General features: G+C 66.2%; 18 protein-coding genes and 3 pseudogenes. 11 read left to right on the forward strand and 10 right to left on the reverse strand.

Features of this window, described 5'->3' with window-relative positions; genetic code table 11:
• Positions 1-15: 15 nt before the first annotated feature.
• The 5 genes from PE067_RS17275 to PE067_RS17295 form a co-directional block, all read right to left on the reverse strand.
• Positions 16-210 (reverse strand): glutaredoxin domain-containing protein, encoded by a 195-nt coding sequence (locus tag PE067_RS17275; protein WP_276190931.1) that lies wholly within the window; start codon positions 208-210, stop codon positions 16-18.
• Positions 210-437: a hypothetical protein gene (locus tag PE067_RS17280; RefSeq protein ID WP_276190932.1), complete on the reverse strand. Its 228-nt coding sequence runs from the start codon at positions 435-437 to the stop codon at positions 210-212. Before PE067_RS17280 ends, PE067_RS17275 begins: the two co-directional genes overlap by 1 nt.
• A gap of 2 nt (positions 438-439) precedes the next feature.
• Positions 440-652 (reverse strand): DUF2312 domain-containing protein, encoded by a 213-nt coding sequence (locus PE067_RS17285; protein WP_276191061.1) that lies wholly within the window; start codon positions 650-652, stop codon positions 440-442.
• 42 nt (positions 653-694) lie between these two features.
• Positions 695-859: a hypothetical protein gene (locus PE067_RS17290; RefSeq protein WP_276190933.1), complete on the reverse strand. Its 165-nt coding sequence runs from the start codon at positions 857-859 to the stop codon at positions 695-697.
• 51 nt (positions 860-910) lie between these two features.
• Positions 911-1,667 (reverse strand): IS5 family transposase gene (locus PE067_RS17295; protein ID WP_276190934.1). Its coding sequence is split into 2 segments (ribosomal slippage): positions 911-1,343 and positions 1,342-1,667, totalling 759 coding nucleotides; the frame shifts between segments, so codons are not numbered across the junction.
• Between the two features lie 144 nt (positions 1,668-1,811).
• Here PE067_RS17295 and PE067_RS17300 point away from each other — a divergent pair.
• From PE067_RS17300 to PE067_RS17315, 4 genes and pseudogenes are all read left to right on the forward strand, one after another.
• Positions 1,812-2,563: pseudogene (locus tag PE067_RS17300) on the forward strand (IS5 family transposase).
• Positions 2,564-2,753: 190 nt separating this feature from the next.
• Positions 2,754-4,394 (forward strand): AMP-binding protein, encoded by a 1,641-nt coding sequence (locus PE067_RS17305; RefSeq protein WP_276190935.1) that lies wholly within the window; start codon positions 2,754-2,756, stop codon positions 4,392-4,394.
• Positions 4,394-4,630: a phosphopantetheine-binding protein gene (locus tag PE067_RS17310; protein ID WP_276190936.1), complete on the forward strand. Its 237-nt coding sequence runs from the start codon at positions 4,394-4,396 to the stop codon at positions 4,628-4,630. The genes PE067_RS17305 and PE067_RS17310 overlap by 1 nt, the downstream gene beginning before the upstream one ends.
• A 1-nt stretch (position 4,631) precedes the next feature.
• Entirely contained in the window at positions 4,632-8,486 is a 3,855-nt protein-coding gene (locus tag PE067_RS17315; protein ID WP_276190937.1) for an amino acid adenylation domain-containing protein, read from the forward strand.
• Here the strand turns inward: PE067_RS17315 and PE067_RS17320 are convergent.
• The gene (locus tag PE067_RS17320; RefSeq protein ID WP_276190938.1) at positions 8,483-9,151 is read right to left on the reverse strand and encodes an alpha/beta hydrolase-fold protein; all 669 of its coding nucleotides are present in this window, start codon (positions 9,149-9,151) and stop codon (positions 8,483-8,485) included. The two genes, PE067_RS17315 and PE067_RS17320, sit on opposite strands and share 4 nt — an antisense overlap.
• 306 nt (positions 9,152-9,457) lie before the next feature.
• Between PE067_RS17320 and PE067_RS17325 the strand changes: the two genes are divergently transcribed.
• The 5 genes and pseudogenes from PE067_RS17325 (at position 9,458) to PE067_RS17345 (ending at position 13,909) form a co-directional block, all read left to right on the forward strand.
• Positions 9,458-10,897: an ATP-binding protein gene (locus PE067_RS17325; RefSeq protein WP_276190939.1), complete on the forward strand. Its 1,440-nt coding sequence runs from the start codon at positions 9,458-9,460 to the stop codon at positions 10,895-10,897.
• A gap of 86 nt (positions 10,898-10,983) precedes the next feature.
• Positions 10,984-12,063, forward strand: a complete 1,080-nt coding sequence (locus PE067_RS17330) for an ABC transporter substrate-binding protein (RefSeq protein ID WP_276190940.1) — start codon at positions 10,984-10,986, stop codon at positions 12,061-12,063.
• Positions 12,064-12,066: 3 nt separating this feature from the next.
• Entirely contained in the window at positions 12,067-13,137 is a 1,071-nt protein-coding gene (locus tag PE067_RS17335) for an iron ABC transporter permease (RefSeq protein ID WP_276190941.1), read from the forward strand.
• An 89-nt stretch (positions 13,138-13,226) separates the two neighbouring features.
• Positions 13,227-13,451 (forward strand): annotated as a pseudogene (locus tag PE067_RS17340) (ABC transporter ATP-binding protein); the annotation flags it as partial.
• A gap of 110 nt (positions 13,452-13,561) precedes the next feature.
• Positions 13,562-13,909, forward strand: a complete 348-nt coding sequence (locus PE067_RS17345) for an ABC transporter ATP-binding protein (protein ID WP_276190942.1) — start codon at positions 13,562-13,564, stop codon at positions 13,907-13,909.
• Between the two features lie 6 nt (positions 13,910-13,915).
• Here the strand turns inward: PE067_RS17345 and PE067_RS17350 are convergent, their stop codons facing one another.
• The 4 genes and pseudogenes from PE067_RS17350 to PE067_RS17365 form a co-directional block, all read right to left on the reverse strand.
• Entirely contained in the window at positions 13,916-14,311 is a 396-nt protein-coding gene (locus PE067_RS17350; RefSeq protein ID WP_276190943.1) for an SDR family oxidoreductase, read from the reverse strand.
• An 85-nt stretch (positions 14,312-14,396) separates the two neighbouring features.
• Positions 14,397-14,678: pseudogene (locus PE067_RS17355) on the reverse strand (SDR family NAD(P)-dependent oxidoreductase); the annotation flags it as partial.
• Positions 14,679-14,691: 13 nt separating this feature from the next.
• Complete coding sequence (locus PE067_RS17360) at positions 14,692-15,336, reverse strand: isochorismatase family protein (protein WP_276190944.1); 645 nt, start codon at positions 15,334-15,336, stop codon at positions 14,692-14,694.
• Between the two features lie 20 nt (positions 15,337-15,356).
• Positions 15,357-16,562, reverse strand: a complete 1,206-nt coding sequence (locus tag PE067_RS17365; RefSeq protein ID WP_276190945.1) for an isochorismate synthase — start codon at positions 16,560-16,562, stop codon at positions 15,357-15,359.
• Positions 16,563-17,033: 471 nt separating this feature from the next.
• On the opposite strand from PE067_RS17365, the gene PE067_RS17370 reads away from it, so the two are divergent.
• Both PE067_RS17370 and dmeF read left to right on the forward strand, forming a co-directional pair.
• The gene (locus tag PE067_RS17370; protein ID WP_276190946.1) at positions 17,034-17,312 is read left to right on the forward strand and encodes a metal/formaldehyde-sensitive transcriptional repressor; all 279 of its coding nucleotides are present in this window, start codon (positions 17,034-17,036) and stop codon (positions 17,310-17,312) included.
• Entirely contained in the window at positions 17,309-18,220 is a 912-nt protein-coding gene (gene dmeF / locus PE067_RS17375) for a CDF family Co(II)/Ni(II) efflux transporter DmeF (protein WP_276190947.1), read from the forward strand. Before PE067_RS17370 ends, dmeF begins: the two co-directional genes overlap by 4 nt.
• The last annotated feature ends 36 nt before the right edge of the window (positions 18,221-18,256 follow it).

Consider the following 18,256-nt stretch of genomic DNA (forward strand, 5'->3'; position numbering starts at 1 on the left):
CTTGTCCGGCCAGGATCATGCCCATACGAGGTCACCGGCCTCGACCACCGGAAGGGTGCGATGACCCTCCACCTGAAGGCGATGGGCGGCTTCAGGGTCCTGGTCCAGATCGACATAGCGATGGGCGAGGCCGAGAGCCTCGGCCTTGCGCCGGGTGGTATGGCATTGCTGGCAGTTCACGCGGCCATAGATGACGAGGTCGGTGGGCATCAGAACGGGATCTCCGGATATTCAGCACCTTCGTCTGCCTTGTCGAAGGTGAACCGCTCGACATCGCGGCGAACAAGGGCAGTGACGGTGACGAGGACGAAGAACGGCTCGCCCGGGTTCAGCTTGGCCAGACGCTCTGCCTCTGCTTCGGCCGAGGCGCGGCTTTCGCGCATGTGGCTGGCGGGGCCGCGCCCCTTGACCATCCAGAAACGGCGGGGCCCGGCCATGATCACGCCATCTCCAGAGCCGAGAGATACATGTCGAGGACCGCCTCTTCTTCGGCGATGTCGTCGCGATCGCGCTTTCGCAGCGCGATCACCTTTTTCATGACAGCGGTGTCGTAGCCGCGCCCCTTGGCCTCGGCCATGACCTCTTTCTGGGCCTCGGCGATGTCCTTCTTCTCGATCTCAAGCTGTTCATACCGCTCGATGAACTGGCGCAGTTCGTCGCCCGCGAGCCATGGGTCTGATCGTCCTGCATGCTGTCAGTCCTCCAGCCGGTCGTTGAGTTTCTTCAGCTCCTCCAGCGGAGCCTTCGTGACGGCATGACCGATGCCCATCATGCCCTTCTCGACATCGGTGACACCGATGGCGAGCCAGCGCTGATCGACGTTGGATCGGCCACGGAACCGATCCGCGAATGCCAGCACAGCATTCTTCAGCTGGGTCAGCTCTTGTGCGATCTGCCCTACAGTCAGGCCTCACAACCAATAGATGACGGTGGCTGCCAAGGCGCAGGCTGAGAGAAACAGGATCGGGCAGCGATCGTAGCGGGTTGCAATCCGACGCCAGTCCTTCAGTCTGGCGAACATGTTCTCGATCCTGTGGCGTTGACGGTAGAGGTCGGCGTCGTGTGGGATCGAAACCTTCCGGGCTTTTCGGGATGGGATACAGGGTGAAATCCCCATGTCGATCAGCGCATTGCGAAACCAGTCGGCGTCGTAGCCCCGGTCCGCCAGCAGCGAGGCCGCCTGCGGGATCTGCGAGAGCAGCGCCCGCGCCCTGATGTAATCCGAGGTCTGCCCCGCCGACAGAAACATCCGGATCGGGCGACCCTTGGCATCGGCCAGGACATGCAGCTTCGAGTTCAGTCCGCCTTTCGTGCGCCCGATCAGCCGTCCGCGTCCCCCTTTTGGAGCCCAGGCTCGATGCCGTCCGGTGCGTTTTCAGATGTGTCGCGTCGATCATCACCGTGTCGGTTTCCTGCGCCTGCCCGGCCAGTTCGGTCATGATGGTGGCAAACACCCCCATCTGGCTCCAGCGCTTCCAGCGGTTGTAGAGCGTCTTCGCGGGACCATAGGTGGCAGGCGTGTGCTTCCACATCAACCCATTGCGTTGAATGAAGATTATACCGCTCAGCACGCGCCGGTCGTCAACGCGCGGCCTGCCTCGTGATTTCGGAAAGAACGGTCGCAGACGTTCCATCTGCGCATCGGTCAACCAGAAAAGCTCGTCCATCATCCCTCTCCATGTCGGGAAGGTAGAATCATGACGTTAGCCTGCGCTCAAGTGAATTTATGGGTCCTGACCGTAAGGCCCGTGGACATTCAGGTTTCCCATCCTGCCTGATTTCTGTTTCAGGATTGCCAAAGGGAGTTCTGAATGGACGAGCAGCGGTTTGTGGTGACGGATGGGGTTTTTTGGTCGCGCCTTGAACCCCACCTTCCGGGCAAGAAGGGCGATAGCGGCGTGACGGGCAAGGCCAATCGCCTGTTCCTGGAAGCTGTTCTCTGGCGCGTGCGCACCGGTCTGCCCTGGCGGGATCTGCCACCGGAGTTCGGCAAGTGGAACAGCGTGTTCCGGCGCTTCCGAAGATGGGCCAAGGGTGGCGTTTTTGATCGCCTTTTCAGAGAGATCCGCGGCGAGCCGGATTTCGAATACGCGCTGATCGACGTTTGAGGCGCGAGCGCGCCACCGGTTCGAGCGCCGCGCCGAAAGGATCGTCCAGTGCTCACCAGAAGGCGAGCGGCGCAAGGGGGGGCTCGCGCGGCGGACTGACCACCAGGATCGTGGCGCTGGTCGATGCCCTCGGGAACCTGTTCGACCTTATTCTTCTGCCGGGGCAGGCTCACGATCTGAAGGGCGTCGCACCGTTGCTCGAGGAGGTGGCCTTCGATGCCGACTGGCTGCTTGCCGAGCTGGACATGCGCGGCGCAGGCGCGGTCATTCCGCCGAAAGCGAACCGCAAGATCAAGCGTGATTACGACCGGCATGCCTATAAGTGGCGACATCTGATCGAGAACTTCTTTGCGAAGATCAAGGAGTTCCGGGCCATCGCCACGCGCTGCGAAAAGATCGCCTGCAGTTACACCGCCAACTGGCACCTCGTGGCAACCATCATCGCCGCAAAGTGAATGTCCACGGACCTTAGCCGGATCGTCAGAAAACCGCGCTGGATTCACAAGATGAGTCCCGCCAGACATTTGCGCTACAAAGCCGCGTGCAGGGGCAGGTCCGATGAAAGTTGACTGTTTTACTTGACAGTCCTATTGCCAGTTGTCGGTGATTACCATCACCCCCGACGAGAAAGGCATGATCCCTGAAATGACGACATCGGTTCAGACCGCTCCGACGCAGATCTGGCCCCCGGAATTCGCGGCGCGTTATCGTGAGCGGGGCTATTGGGCCGGGATCAGCTTTGGCGATCTGCTGCGGCAACTGGCGGCGGAACATGGCGAACGGATCGCGGTGGTCGATGGCGAACGGCGCTGGAGCTATGCCGAACTGCTGACGCGGGCGCAGGCTGCGGCGCAGGGTTATCTGTCGTTGGGGCTTGCGCCGGGCGACCGGGTGGTGGTCCAGATTCCCAATGTCGCGGATTTCTTTCCGGCGGTGTTCGGGCTGTTTCTGGCGGGCCTCGTGCCGGTCTATGCGCTGCCGGCGCATCGCCAGACCGAACTGACGCATTTTGTCCGCCGTTCGGGGGCAAGGGCGCTGGTCATCATGGACCGGCACGAAGGGTTCGATTACCGCCCGCTGGCCAAGGATGTGCAGGCCGAGGTTCCCGAACTGGAGCATCTGATCGTGATCGGCGATGCCGGCGCCGATGTGGGTTTCGACGGTTGGCGCCGGGCGGATGGGGTGGAACTGCCCGATGTCGATCCCTCCTCCGTCGCGTTTTTGCAGATCTCGGGCGGGTCAACGGGGCTGTCCAAGCTGATCCCGCGCACCCATGACGATTATATCTACAGTTTCCGCGCCAGTGCGGAGGTCAGCGGCATCACGCCCGACACGGTCTATCTGACGGCGCTGCCGGTTGCGCATAATTTCCCGATGAGCTCGCCGGGCGTGTTCGGTGTGCTGTCTGCCGGGGGGCAGGTGGTGATGTGCCCCAATCCGCGCCCCGAAACCGCCTTTGCCCTGATCGAAAAGGAACGGGTCACCATCACCGGCGTCGTGCCGCCCATGGCGCTGCGGTGGATGCAGGCCGCGCCCCGCACGAAACATGATCTGTCCAGCCTGAGGGTGTTGCAGGTCGGCGGGGCCAAGTTCATTCCCGAAGCCGCTGCCCGGGTGCGCCCGACACTGGGCTGCACCTTGCAGCAGGTCTTCGGCATGGCCGAGGGGCTGGTGAACTATACCCGGCTTGACGACCCCGATGAGACCATCGTGAACACCCAGGGCCGGCCGCTCAGCCCCGATGACGAGGTGCTGGTGCTGGATGACGACGGCAATCCCGTGCCTGACGGCGAAGCGGGACATCTTCTGACGCGCGGACCCTATACGATCCGCGCCTATCACAACGAACCCGCCGCCAATGCGCGCAGCTTTACCGATGACGGGTTTTACCGGACGGGCGATATCGTCAAGCGCCTGCCCGGCGGCTATCTGTCGGTTCAGGGCCGCGCCGGGGATCACATCAACCGCGCGGGTGAAAAGGTTTCCGCCGAAGATATCGAGGATCACCTGCTGGCCCATCCGCAGGTCCATGACGCGGCCGTGGTCTCGATCCCCGATCCCTATCTGGGCGAAAGAAGCTGCGCCTTTGTCATCGCCGCCGAAGGCGAGGCGCCGGGGGCCGCGGATCTCAAACGCTTTGTGCGGGGGCGCGGCGTGGCCGTGTTCAAGGTGCCCGATCAGATCGTTTTCGTGGAGGGCTTCGCGACCACCGCTGTCGGCAAGGTCAGCCGCAATGTCCTGCGCGCCGAATTGCGCGCCCGGTTTTTGAAAGAAGGAAACGCCTGATGGCACTGACGCTGGACGGCATGCGCGCCGATATCGCCCGGATCATCAACCTTGACCCGTCGGAAATCGGCGACCATGACAATCTTGCCGATCTGGGGCTGGATTCCCTGCGGCTGATGGACCTGACCATGGCCTGGGAAGAGGCCGGGCTTCGCGCCGATTTCGGCATTTTCGCGGAATATTCGACGCTTGCCGAATGGTGGCGCGAGGTCGAGAAAATTCAGGCGGGCGGCTGAAATGACATATCAGGACGGGTTATCCGCCACGGTCTGGCCCTTGACCGAGGCGCAGGAAGGGCTGTGGTTCTTTCAGGCGCTTGATCCGGGCAATCCGATCCTGAATACGGGGCAGTATCTGGACCTGCGCGGCCCGCTTGATCTGGCGGCATTGCAGGCGGCGGTTGCCCGCACCGCCGATGAGGCCGAGGCGCTGCGCCTGCGTTTTCGCGCCGGGCCGGACGGGCCGGTGCAGTGGTTGGAACCGGGCACGGTCGGGCTGGATCTGGTCGATCTGAGCGGCCGTGACCCGGCCGAGGCACGGGCCCTGATGCGGGCGGACAGCGACCGGGCCATCGACCTTGCGCATGAACCGGCTGCGCGTTTCACGCTTTACCGGCTGGGGCCTGAACATCACCTGCTTTACGAACGCATTCATCATCTGGCGATCGACGGCTATGGCATGGTGCTGGTCACCAACCGCATCGGCGAACATTATTCGGCGCTTTTGGGGCAAGGTGAGGCGCCCCGGCCTTTCCCGCCGCTGGCCCGGGCCTTTGACGACGATGCGGCATGGCGCGAATCGGCGCGGCGCGTGGCGGACGGGGGTTGGTGGCGCGATGCGATGGCGGACCTGCCCGAGGTCACCGGCCCCGCGCCCGGCAAGGCGGTCAGCGGGCATACCTTCCTGCGCGAAAGCAGGCAGATGCCGCAGGAATTGCTGGACGCGCTGGCGGATTACGCGGCGTTGAACCGGCTGGGCTGGCCCGATGTGCTGACCGGGCTGACCGGCGCCTATCTGTCGCGTTGGAGCGGTGGCGAGGCGGTGATCGGCATGCCCTTCATGGCACGGATGGGCAGGCCCATCGCGCGGCTGCCCTGCATGGCGATGAATGTCCTGCCGCAGCGGGTCCGCACGGATGAGGATGCGCCGCTGGCCGACTGGCTGACGGTGCTGGCCCGCGACATGCGCGCTTGCCGCAGCCATGGGCTGTATCGCAGCGAACAGTTGCGCCGCGATCTCGGCCTTGTCGGCGGCGCGCGGCGGCTTTACGGGCCGCTGGTCAATGTCCAGCCCTTCGACCATCCGCCGGTTTTCGCGGGGTTGCAGGTCGGGCTGCATATTCTTGGCGCGGGGGCGGTCGATGATCTGACCTTTACCTTTCGCGGCGATCCGAAAGCCGGGATGATATTCGAGGTCGATGCCAATCCCGACCTTTACGATATCTCTGACGTGGCGGGACATTCGGCGCGGCTGATCGCCTTTCTGGGCGCGGCGCTGGCCTGTGACCGGCTGGCCGAGGTGCCGACCGCCAGCCCCGGGGAACGGGCGATGATCGCGCGGTGGTCGGCAACCGGTCATCCCGTTCCCGACACCACCCTGACCGCGCTGATCGAGACGCAGCTTGCCGCCCGCCCCGAGGCGCCGGCCCTGACCTTCGGGGATCGGACGATCAGCTTTGCCGAGCTTGACCGGCGCAGCGCGGCATTGGCGGCGCGGCTGTCGGAACTGGGGGCGGGGCCGGAAACCATTGTTGCCGTCGCGCTGGAGCGGTCGCTGGAACTGCCCGTCGCACTGCTGGCGATCCTGCGGGCAGGCGCGGCCTATCTGCCGCTGGACCCCGAACACCCGCCCGAGCGGCTGGCGCGTATCCTGTCCATGGCGGGGCCGGTCGCGGTGCTGACTTCGTCCGATCTGGCCGGGCTGTTTGCTGCGGATGCGCCGCTGTTGCAGGTTCCCGACTGGCCCGACCGGGGCGAGGTGCCGGAAACGCCACCCGCGCCCGGGAACATGGCCTATGTGATCTATACCTCGGGTTCGACCGGCGATCCCAAGGGGGTCGTCGTCGAACATCGCGCCATCGTCAACCGCCTGCTGTGGATGCGCGACCATTACGGCATCGGCCCGCAGGATCGTATCCTGCAAAAGACCCCGGCGACCTTTGATGTCTCGGTGTGGGAATTCTTTCTGCCGATGCTGACCGGGGCCGAGCTGGTCGTAGCAGAGCCCGGCGCGCATCGCGACCCTTTCGCGCTGGCCGAAACCATTCGCCGCCATGCGATCACCACGGTGCATTTCGTGCCCTCGATGCTGTCGGCATTTCTGGCCGCGCCCGCGTCCGATGGGCTGGTGCTGGCCCGGGTGTTCTGTTCGGGCGAGGAACTGACCGCCGATCACCGGGACCGCTTCCACAACCGGATCACGGCGGAACTGCATAACCTTTACGGCCCGACCGAGGCCGCCGTGGATGTCAGCTATTGGCCTGCCGGCGCTGCGGATGATTCCAACCCCGTGCCGATCGGCTTTCCGGTCTGGAACACCCGGCTTGAGGTGCTGGACGACCGGATGCGGCCCGTGCCCCCCGGCCTGCCCGGGCATCTTTATCTGGGCGGGGTGCAGCTTGCGCGCGGCTATCTGGGCCGTCCCGACCTGACGGCGGAACGGTTCATCCTCGACCCCCGTCGCAAGGGCGAACGGCTTTATGCGGCGGGCGATCTGGCCCGGCTGCGGCCCGACGGGGCGGTGGTCTATCTGGGCCGGTCCGACCATCAGGTCAAGATTCGCGGCCTGCGCATCGAACTGGGCGAGATCGAGGCCGCGATCATGGCCACGGGGCTTGCCCGCGAGGCCGTGGTCATCGCCCATGAGGGGCAGGGGGGCGACAAGAAGCTGGTCGCCTATCTCGTCCCTGCCGACGGTTATGCACCGGGGCAGCTTGCGCCCCGGCTGTCCGGGACGCTGCCGGCCTATATGCTGCCCGCCGCCGAGGTGGTGCTGGATGCCTTGCCGGTCACCTCCAACGGCAAGCTGGATCGCAAGGCCCTGCCCGCGCCCGAATTTGCGGCGCAGGGCCGGGCCGCGGAAACCGACAGCGAAAGGATGCTGGCCCGGCTTTATGCCGAGGTGCTGCATCTTGGCGCCCCGCCACCGGTCGAAGCGGATTTCTTTGCCCTTGGCGGCGATTCCCTGTCCGCCGTGCGGCTGATCCTGCGCATTGCCGAGGAAACCGGCGGGGATCCCGGGCTGGGGGCGGTCTTTGAACATCCGGTGATCGCGGCGCTGGCGCAACTGCTGGACGCGGGCGCGCCGCATTCGGATGGCACGGCGCCGATGCTGTTGCTGGCCGATGGCGACCGGGCGGCGGCGCCCCTGTTCCTGATCCATCCCGCCGGTGGGCTGAGCTGGTGTTATCGCGGGCTGGCGCGGGCGATTGCGCCCTCGCGTCAGGTCTGGGGGATGCAGCATCCGGGGCTGGATCCCATGGCGCCGATGCCCGACAGCCTTGCGGCGCTGGCCTGGGATTACGCGGCACGGGTGGCCTGGCAGGTGCCGACCGGCAGGCTGCATCTGGCCGGCTGGTCGGTGGGCGGCATCCTTGCGCAGGCCGTGGCCGAGGAATTGCGCCGGGCCGGGCGCGAGATCGGGCTGGTCGCCCTGCTCGACAGCTATCCGGCCGAGGCCTGGCGGTCCGAGCCGGAACCCGATCCGGTGGCGGCGCTGCGTGCGCTGCTGGCCATTGCCGGGCACGACCCCGAGGCGCATCGCGATCTGGATACCCGTGCAAAAGTCGGGGCCTTTCTGAAACAGGGCGATTCGGCCCTTGGCGCGCTGCCCGGGACGGTGCTGGACGGGGTGGTGCGGACGGTGACGACGACCAACCATTATGTCCGCGACCATTATCATTGCCGCTATGACGGGGCGCTGACCCATATCCGCGCCGGGCTGGACCATCGCGACCGGGATCTGACCGCCGCGATGTGGGCGCCCCATGCCGCAAGGGTCGAGGCGCTGGAGGTTCCCTTTCTGCATGCCGGGATGGTCTCGGAACCCGCTTCGGCGCTGATCGCCCCGATGCTGCTGGCCCGGATGCGCTAGTCGCCACCGGCGGCAAAGGGCAGGGCAAGCGGCAGCGATCCGGCAATCGTCTGGATATGGATCAGGCCGGGCAGGACATGGACCTGCGGATCAAGCCCGGGGTGGCGGCGCAGATCGTCGATGAAGGCCATGGTCGCCGGGGCGGGGCCATCGGGCGGCGGCCCGTCGCTGCCTGACCGCTTTTCATTATCGCCAAGCGCGAACAGCACGGGCGGCGGGCTGTCCATCGGCGCGGTTTGGGCCGCGACGCGGCGGATCAGCCCCTCGTCCCACCAGATCGAGGGGCTGATCGCGGCGAAACGCGCGAAACTGCCGGGCTGGCTCAGCATGGCGTAAATCGTGAACAGCCCGCCAAAGGAATGACCCCAAAGCGCGCGACGGGCCGGGTCGATGGGCAGGCTTTCCTCGGCGGCGCGGCGCAGCGGGCCGGTCAGCCGGTCCAGAAACCGCGCGGCGCCTCCGGCCATGCGGCCGGGATGGACCGGATCGGGGCGGATGCCGTCGCCCGGCCCGTCGGGTGCGGTGAAATCCAGTGTCCGCTGTTCGCGCGCGAATTGCCGGTCGGTGTCATAGCCCACGCCGACCAGCACCAGCCCCGGCACCAGCGCCAGATGCTCGGGGGTCAGAAAGTCGAATGCCGCATTCCCGTCCAGCAGGTAAAGCACCGGCCAGCCGCCGGCGGCGGGGCCGAGCGCGGCACCGCGATGAACAGCAGATGCCCCGGCCCGGCCGCGACAGATTTGCGCGACAGGCGATGCGTCGCCGGATTGTCGTTGAATATCCGAAGGGTGGCCGGGGCCCGAGCATGTTCCGGCCCGACTTTTCCAAGCTGCGACATCATTTCTCCTGCATGGCCCGCGATCAGATGGACGCCGGTTGACAATTCCGGTCAAGAATATACGCCTGCGGAGAGTCGAAGCTAGGTCGTTCCATGGGCCGAGCCAACAATCGCTGGTTTATGGGGACATGACATGGCAGAAAGAATACATCGCCGGTTTCGCAACATTCTGGGAACATCCGCATTGGCGCTGTGCCTTGCCGGGGTGGCGGCCCTTGCCGATACGCTGTTTACCGCGACATCGGACGGTTTCATCGGTTCGGTCAGCGCTGGCGGGGCCGAACGCGGCGCCCCGGTTCATGCGGGCGATACGGCGGTGATCACGGGCACCGGCCTTGTGCCGGGGCAGGCGATCACCCTGATGCGCGGCACGACCGTCCTGAACCCCGATGGTCCGATCACCGTCGATGCCGAAGGCGGTTTCAGCCACGAACTGACCGTGGACGGCGAGGCCCTGACCGGGCTTCAGCCGATTGTCGTCATCGGTGAAAACCCGGCGGCGGCGACGGTGGCCGAACTGAAGGTCTCGCCCGATCTGCCGGTTTCGGGGGATGATCTGTTCACCGCGCAAAGCGGACCCGTCACCCGTGGCCTGTATCAGGTCGCCTATAGCGCGGGGGCGGATGCGCTTTATGTCACATCGGCTGTCGGACGTCCGCCGGTGCGGGACAGCGAATTGCTCAGGCTGGATCCGGAAACCCTTGAGGTTCAGGCCGAGGCCACGCCCGTGGAAGCGCCCGCAGCCCCCGGCCGTCAGCCCGCGCCCGCCGATGGCGATGACCGCCCGGGCGTTTTCGCGGTTTACGGTGTCGATGTCGATGAGGCCAATGGCAATGTCTGGGTGACCAACACCCGGCAGAACACGGTCGCGGTCTATAAACAGGACGATCTGTCGCTGGTGCGGCAATATGATCCCGGCGCGGTGTCCCATGCCCGCGACGTGATCGTGAATGAAACCCTTGGCCGCGCCTATGCCAGCGCCACCGGGACCGGCAATATCGAGGTCTTCGACACCGCCACGCTGGAACAGCTTGAGCCGATCGTGATCCGCTCGGCCCAACGCGGGGGCGAGTTTTCGGTCATGAGCCTTGCGCTGGACGAGGAAAGCGGCAAGCTGGTGACGGTTTCGCTGTCCTCGCCCGAGGCTGCGGTCGTCGATCTGGCGTCGGGCGAGGCGCGGATCATCCCGATCCCCGGTGCGAAATCGGCGTCCGGCGTGGCCTATGATCCGGTCGATGGGCTGATCTTCGTGGCCTCGCAGGCGACGGACAACCTGCTGATCGTCAGCGAGGAAAGCGGAGAGATCCTGCATGACATCGAAACCGGCGCCGGTGCGCTGAACGTCACGTTCGAGCCGCAGGGGCGTCTGGCCTATGTCTCGAACCGTGGCGCGGGCACCGTGACCGTGGTCAACACTTCGGGCGAAATCGTCGCGAATCTGGACGGCGGCAGCCTGCCCAATCATCTGAATGCCGATGGCAAGGGCAATGTCTTTGCGGTGAACAAATCGCGCGGCGAAGACGATGCCGAGGGCGACCGCATCTGGCGGATCACCCCCGTCGCTGCTGAATAGGCCGTCGCCGCCGAACAGGCACGAAATCATCATTCGCGGGGGCGGCCCTCTGCCCCTGCCTTTCCCGGAGCCTGCCGATGACATTCATGCGATCCCTTCTGACGGTTGTCCTGTTGCTGTTCGCTGGTCCGGTCATGGCGGCGATCACGGTCAGCGACATCATCGGCCGCGAGGTCCGGCTGGAGGCGCCCGCGCAGCGGATCGTTCTGGGCGAGGGGCGGCATATGGCGGTTCTGGGCCTGCTGCATGACGATCCGGTGTCGCGCGTCGTCGGCTGGCGTCTGGACAAGGCGCTGGACGACCCGACCCTTGCCGCCTATCGGCAGGCTTTCCCGGCGATTGACAGGATCGTTCCGGTCGGGGCGGGCAATCGCAATATCTCGATCGAAAGCGTGATTTCCCTGAACCCCGATCTGGTCGTCCTGTCGCTGATGGATGTCGGCGACACGGCGAATGACCGCGCCCGCGAACAGATCGAGGCCGCAGGCATTCCCGTCGTCTATGTCGATTTCTTTTCGCATCCTCAGGAAAACTCGATCCCCAGCCTGAAGATTCTGGGGCAACTGACCGGGGCCGAAACCCGCGCCGGGGAATTCGCCGAATTCTACGAAACGCGCCTGAACCGGATCCGCGAGCGTCTGGCCGATCCGGGGATCGAAAGGCCAAGCGTGTTCTTTCACGTCCATGCCGCGCCGGTGAATTGCTGCTCGACCGTGGGCGGCGGGGTATTCAGCGATTTCATCGCCACCGCCGGGGGCCGCAATATCGGCGCCGATGCGGTGCCGGGGGTGTTGGGCAATGTCAGCCTTGAATTCCTGATCGGGGCCGATCCCGATTTCTATATCGCGACGGGCGGCACCCATATGGCGGCACGCGGCGGGCTGGTTCTGGGCAGCGGCGTCGACCGGGCCGAGGCCGAGGCCGGCTTTGCCCGGCTGATCGCCGCGCCGGGGTTTTCATCGCTGCGCGCGGTCGAACAGGGGCGGGTGGCGGGCGTCTGGCATATGTTCAACGATACGCCGCTGCATATCGCCTTGATCGAATATCTGGCCCGGACATTCCATCCCGATCTGTTCGGCGACCTTGACCCCGAACAGACACTGGCCGAAATCGAAGAGCGTTTTTCACCCGTATCCGTGCCGGGAACCTGGTGGGTGTCCCCCTGATCCATGTCGCAGCCCGTGTCGCAATCCCTGTCGCAATCCGATATCCAGCTTGCCACCTATCGCCGCCGCAATCGTCGCCGCGCGCTCTTGCTGGCCCTGCTGGTTGTTCTGGCGGCGCTGGCGCTGCTGCTTGACCTGACCACCGGACCGGCGGGGCTGCCGCTTGGCGACACCCTGCGCGCCCTGACCGGGATCGGAGAGGTCGCCCGCAGCACCGAGGTGATCGTGCGCGATGTGCGCCTGCCCATGGCGCTGGTCGCGCTGCTGGTCGGTGCGGCGCTGGCGCTATCGGGGGCCGAGATGCAGACCGTGCTGGAAAACCCGCTGGCCGAACCCTTCACCCTGGGCGTTTCGGCGGCCGCGGCACTGGGGGCGGCGGTGGCCATCATCCTGGGGCTCAGCCTGCCCGGCCTGCCTTCGACATGGGCGGTCTCGGCCAATGCGTTCCTGTTTGCCCTGGGCGCGCTGGCGCTGTTGCAGATGCTGGGGCGGATGCGCGGCGGCGGGCCCGAGGTGCTGATCCTGTTCGGCATCGCGCTGAACTTTGCCGCGGGGGCGTTCCTGTCGCTGCTGCAATTCGTGGCATCCGCCGACGCCTTGCAACAGCTGGTGTTCTGGACGATGGGCAGCCTGACGGCCGCCACCAATGCCGGGGCGATGCTGCTGCTGGCGGTGCTGGTGGCGACCGTGCCCTTTTCGATGCGCGCGGCCTGGCGGCTGACCGCGCTGCGCATGGGCGAGGAACAGGCGCGCGGCTTTGGCGTCAACGTGACCGCGCTGCGGCGATGGACGTTGCTGCGGGTCAGCCTGCTGGCGGCGGCGGCGGTGTCGATGGTCGGCGTGGTCGGTTTTGTCGGGCTTGCCGGGCCGCATATCGCCCGGCTGCTGGTCGGCGAGGATCACCGCTATTTCCTGCCCGCCAGCCTGCTGACGGGGGCGGTGCTGATGTCGCTGGCCTCGACGCTGTCCAAGGTGCTGGTCTCGGGCGTGCTGCTGCCGATCGGGCTGGTTACCTCGATGATCGGCTTGCCGGTGTTTTTCTGGCTGATCCTGCGCGGGCGGGCCGTGCGGTGACGGGGCTGGTGATCGACAGCGTATCCGTGGGCTATGGATCGCGGAAGGTGCTGGAAGGGCTGACCCTGCCGGTGCTGCACCCGGGCGAGGTGACGGTTCTGGCCGGGCCGAATGCGGCGGGAAAATCCACGCTTTTGCGGGCGGTGGCGCAATTTCTGCATTATGGCGGCCGGATCGGGCTGGAGGGCGAGGATCTGGCGCATATGGCAGCCTCGCGCCGGTCCGAATTGCTGGGGTTCATGCCGCAGACCCTGCCCACAGGCGCGGGGCTGAGCGTGCTGGAAAGCGTGATCGCGGCGCTGCGGGCGGGCGGTGCGGGGCCCGCGCATGAGGCCGACCGCGTGGCCATGGCGACGCTTGACCGGCTGGGATCGACGCCCTGGCGCTGGAGCCGCTGCAACGGCTGTCGGGCGGGCAGCGCCAGATGGTCGGGCTGGCGCAGGCGGTGGTGCGCGATCCGCGGCTGCTGTTGCTGGATGAACCGACCAGCGCGCTGGACCTTGCCCGGCAGGTGCGGCTTCTGGGCGATGTCCGCCGGCTGGCCGCCGAGGGGCGGATCGTGCTGGCGGTGCTGCATGATCTGGCGCTGGCCGCGCGTTGGGCCGACCGGATCGTGGTCCTGCACAACGGCCGCCTGCACAGCGCCGGGCGCCCGGACGAGGTGCTGACCCCCGCCATGCTGTCCGAGGTTTACGGGGTCGAGGCGCGGGTCGAATATTGTTCCCGGGGGCATCTGATGGTGCTGATCGACCGCGAGACCCCCGCAAGCTGACGGGGGTTACACCTGCTGGGTCGCGCCGCCATCGACGTAAAGGTCGGCCATGGTCACACGACCCGCCTGATCCGACAGCAGGAACAGGATCGCATGGGCGATATCCCGGGGTTCGGCGATCTTGCCCAGTGGGATGCCCGGCTTGAACTGTTCGGGAAAGCCCGCGATCACCGCCGCCTCGCCCGACGGATCGCGCCACATGCCGGTCTGCATCCCTGTCCGGGTCGATCCGGGGGCGACGATATTGCAGCGGATGCCATGCGGCGCCAGCTCCAGCCCCAGAGAGCGCATATAGATCGTCGCCGCCGCCTTGGAGGCCGCATAGGCCGCCATCCCGTGACGCGGCACGCCCGCCGCATTCGAGGTCACCGCCACCATCGCCCCGCGCCGCCGTGGCTGCATCCGCCGCGCCAATGCGCGGGTCGGAGTGAAATACCCCGTCGGCATTGACCGCAAAGACGCGCCGCCAATCGGCATCCGTCGTGTCGGTGACCAGCCCGGTCGCCAGCGCGCCCGCGACCGACACGCCAAAGCTGATCGGGCCGAATTCATCCTCGATGCGGGCCACCAGTGCCTCGGTCGCAGCGGGGTCGGTGACATCCAGCGCATGGGTCGTCAGCCCGGCGGCGGGGGGCAGGTCGGGCCGGGTCAGATCGGTGGCGATCACCCGCGCCCCGGCTGCGATCAGCGCCGCCACCACCTCTTGCCCGATACCGCCGCCGGCACCGGTCACGAATGCGATCTCATTGTCGAAACCCGTCAGTTGCATGATGTTCACCCTGTCAGGATGCGGAAAGCGCCGCGATCAATGTTCTGGTCGTCAGTGGAACGCCGCAACTGCCAGCCACCCAGTCCAGCGCCAGATCGTGATCCTGACGGCTGAAATCGGCCAGGGCATCGGCGGCAAGAAAGGGCTGGATGTCCAGTTGGAACGCCTCGCCCGCCGTCAGCATGCAGCCGATATGGGCGTAAACCCCGGTGATGATCAGTTGATCGCGTTGCCGCGCCCGCATCAGATCGGCAAGGTTCGACCGCTGAAAGGCGGAATAGCGATGCTTGACCAGCACGAAATCGCCCGGCTCGGGGGTCAGTCCCGGAATGATGTCCTGATCCTCGGGGCTGGCGGTCATGCCCGGACCCCACAGATCGGCCTGAAGTCCACGGTCGCGGCGGTCCTGATTGCCCCGTTGCGCGGTATAGAAGACCGGGATCCCCACTGCCCGCGCATGTTCGGCCAGCCGCGCGATATTGGCGATGACAGGGGCAAGCGGGCTTTCCTGTTCCGGAAAGCGGCGCAGGAAATAGTGCTGCATGTCATGGATCAGCAGCGCGGCGCGATGGGTTTCGATCTGCCAACCGGCACGGGCGCGGGGCAATTCGGCATCGGTGGGCAGGGGATAGGGCGCGATCCGGGGCAGTCCGGCCATGGCGGGATCCTTTCTTGCAATCAGCGGGCGATGTGCAGCGGCGCACCGTCTTCGTCCAGTCCGAAGGCGGCAAGCATGGCCAGGAATTTCGTCGAGGTTTCGGCCTCTTCCTGCGCGGGGTCCGAACCTGCGACGATGCCCGCACCGGCGTAAAGCCGCGCCTCATCGCCCGCAACCTCGGCGCAGCGCAATGCGATATACCAGCAGCCATCGCCCGATGGCTCCAGCCAGCCGACCGCGCCAGAGTAAAAACCGCGGTCGAAACCTTCCAGCCCGGGCAGGGCGGCTTTGGCCGCGTCGCGCGGGGTGCCGCAGATGGCCGGTGTCGGATGCAGCGCGGCCAGCAGGGTCGCACAGCAGGTTTCGGGGTCGCGCAACCGCCCCACGATCCGCGTGCCCAGATGCCACAGTTGCGCGGTCGAACTCAGCGTCACCCCGTCGGGGGCCGCCAGCCGGTCGCACCACGGGGCCAATGTATCCAGCACCATTTCGGCGGCCATCGCATGTTCGCGCCGGTCCTTGTCCGATGTCAGCAGCGCCCTGCCGCTGTCCCGGTCCGCCGCCGCATCGGCCCGGCGTGGCGCGGATCCTGCCAGCGGATGGGACAGGATATCACGGCCCCGGCGCTGGATCAGCAGTTCCGGCGTCGCCCCGATCAGGCGGCGGGGCATGGCATTTGTCCGGGACGGGTTCGGGGGCAGGGACAGGGCAAAGGCGGTCGCGTCGGGATCGCGGCGCAGGTTGGACAGCAGGGCCGCGCAATCATGGGGCCGGTCGGCAAGGATGCGCAGGCTGCGCGACAGAACGATCTTGTCCAGCGCCCCCGCCGAAATCCAGGCCACGGCCTGCGCCACGGCGGCGCGATAGGCGGCGGTGGAAGGTTCCGCGATGATCTGCCGGGGCGTTGCGGCCTGCGTCCGGGCGGTGGCGGCAGGCGGTGGCGCATGCTGCGCAAGGGGTTGGAACAGATAATCCGGGGCCATGCGATCAAAGGGAATCGCCCCGGCCAGCAGGCGCGGGCCGTTTTGATCTGCGCTCTGGTTCCTTGCAAAGAACGCCCCCGCCCGCTGCGCAAGCGTATCGAGGGGACCGGGCGTCAGCTCCGCGCCGACCCCGCTGACACAGAGTTCATGATGTGGCCCCGAGATGATGAAATCGGGCAATATATCTTGACCGGCAGGCGCCCCGGGCAGGTCCCGCGCATTGGACAGGGTTTCGCTTTTCACGGGGTGTCCTTCGATCTGCACAATTCCTGACAGTTTTACTAACCGTCTTGACGCTCCGTCGCTTATCCGTCCTGCTTTGTCAATCTGCCTGTGCCGGGAATGCTGGCATGTGTAATGCGCATGGGTCCGCTTCTGGTGGGCGGGGGCTGGGTGGATTTTCCGGATTGCAACACCCCGCGCCGGGGTGGCAGCGACCATCCCGCCGCGCCATGACCCCGGCCCCATTTGCGGAACAAGGCCGGTCACGATCCGCGAAGGAAACCAGCCTGTCGTGCCCGGATATCTGCTGAAGACGCTGATGAGGGCGCGCGCCCCGCATATGTCCGCGACCTGCCCGACGACGCACCGCCTGCCGTCGAAAGCACCGGATCCGACGTCATCGGCATCGCGATCCCGCTGTTGACGGCGGTGGTGCCGCCGAAGCGGCTTGTGGCTTGTCCGGCGATCAAAAATAGGATACCCTCCTATCTTATGAGTCACACGCAGAAACACAAAGCCAGGCTGCTGGCCCGGGTGCGCCGCCTGAAAGGGCAGATCGAGGCGGTCGAGCGCGCGCTGGAAGCCGAGGCCCCCTGTGGCGAGGTCCTGAACCTGACCGCCTCGATCCGGGGGGCTGTCAGCGGGCTGACGGCGGAACTGATCGAGGATCACATCCGCGAACATGTGTCCAACCCGGACCGCGATCCGGACGCCGCCCGCGCGCAGGCTGCGGGTGAATTGATCGACGTCATCAGGGTCTATCTGAAATGAAAGGCGACCTGTCCCGTTTCGATGCGCCGCATGATCATGTCTATCTGGGCGACAATCACGCCCGCAACGAACGCCGGACATGGCTGGTGATCGCGATCACCGCCGCGATGATGGTCGTCGAAATCGTCGCGGGCACCATCTATGGTTCCATGGCGCTGGTCGCCGATGGCTGGCATATGTCGACACATGCGGGGGCGATGCTGATTGCGGCGCTGGCCTATCGCTATGCCCGGCGCAATGCCCGCAACCGCCGCTTTACCTTTGGCACGGGCAAGCTGGGCGATCTGGCGGGTTTCGCCAGCGCGGTGGTGCTGGCGCTGGTTGCGCTGCTGATTGCCCGGGAAAGCCTGCTGCGGCTGTATCGCCCGGTTCAGATCGACTTTGCCCAGGCGATTGCGGTGGCGGTGATCGGCCTGTCGGTCAACCTGCTCTGTGCATGGCTGCTGCGTGACGACCATGACCACGATCACGGGCACGACCACGCCGCCGACAACAATCTGCGCGCCGCTTATCTGCATGTTCTTGCCGATGCGCTGACCTCTGTTCTGGCGATTGCGGCGCTGATCCTTGGCAGCCTGTATGGCTGGACCCGGCTGGACCCGGTGATCGGCATCGTCGGCGGTCTGGTGATTGCGCGCTGGTCCTGGGGGCTGATCCGCGACACCGGCCGGGTTCTGCTGGACTATCTGCCCGAAGGCGAGGATCTGCCCGGTGAAATCCGCCGCGCGATTGAAACCGGAACCGACCGGATCACCGATCTGCATGTCTGGCAGCTTGGCCCCGGCCATCACGGGGCCATCGTCTCGATCCGTTCCGCGACGCCGCAGGCCCCCGCCGCCTACCGTGCGCGGCTTGCCCATATCCCCGACCTGTCGCATCTGACCATCGAGGTCGAGGGGCTGGCCTGACCGGCGACCGGGCTGACGGGCGAAGGGGGGCGACGC

The organism is Paracoccus sp. DMF-8 (assembly GCF_029309835.1).
Classification (GTDB): domain Bacteria; phylum Pseudomonadota; class Alphaproteobacteria; order Rhodobacterales; family Rhodobacteraceae; genus Paracoccus.

What these genes read in the sequence shown, in the direction of transcription:
- PE067_RS17335 (WP_276190941.1), top strand. Translation starts at nt 12,067, where the DNA reads ATGTCGCAGCCCGTGTCGCAATCCCTGTCGCAATCCGATATCCAGCTT.
- PE067_RS17330 (WP_276190940.1), top strand. Translation starts at nt 10,984, where the DNA reads ATGCGATCCCTTCTGACGGTTGTCCTGTTGCTGTTCGCTGGTCCGGTC.
- PE067_RS17360 (WP_276190944.1), bottom strand. Translation starts at nt 15,336, where the DNA reads ATGGCCGGACTGCCCCGGATCGCGCCCTATCCCCTGCCCACCGATGCC.
- PE067_RS17275 (WP_276190931.1), bottom strand. Translation starts at nt 210, where the DNA reads ATGCCCACCGACCTCGTCATCTATGGCCGCGTGAACTGCCAGCAATGC.
- PE067_RS17280 (WP_276190932.1), bottom strand. Translation starts at nt 437, where the DNA reads ATGGCCGGGCCCCGCCGTTTCTGGATGGTCAAGGGGCGCGGCCCCGCC.
- PE067_RS17345 (WP_276190942.1), top strand. Translation starts at nt 13,562, where the DNA reads ATGGTCGGGCTGGCGCAGGCGGTGGTGCGCGATCCGCGGCTGCTGTTG.
- PE067_RS17350 (WP_276190943.1), bottom strand. Translation starts at nt 14,311, where the DNA reads ATGCAGCCACGGCGGCGCGGGGCGATGGTGGCGGTGACCTCGAATGCG.
- PE067_RS17315 (WP_276190937.1), top strand. Translation starts at nt 4,632, where the DNA reads ATGACATATCAGGACGGGTTATCCGCCACGGTCTGGCCCTTGACCGAG.
- PE067_RS17370 (WP_276190946.1), top strand. Translation starts at nt 17,034, where the DNA reads ATGAGTCACACGCAGAAACACAAAGCCAGGCTGCTGGCCCGGGTGCGC.
- PE067_RS17310 (WP_276190936.1), top strand. Translation starts at nt 4,394, where the DNA reads ATGGCACTGACGCTGGACGGCATGCGCGCCGATATCGCCCGGATCATC.
- dmeF (WP_276190947.1), top strand. Translation starts at nt 17,309, where the DNA reads ATGAAAGGCGACCTGTCCCGTTTCGATGCGCCGCATGATCATGTCTAT.
- PE067_RS17305 (WP_276190935.1), top strand. Translation starts at nt 2,754, where the DNA reads ATGACGACATCGGTTCAGACCGCTCCGACGCAGATCTGGCCCCCGGAA.
- PE067_RS17325 (WP_276190939.1), top strand. Translation starts at nt 9,458, where the DNA reads ATGGCAGAAAGAATACATCGCCGGTTTCGCAACATTCTGGGAACATCC.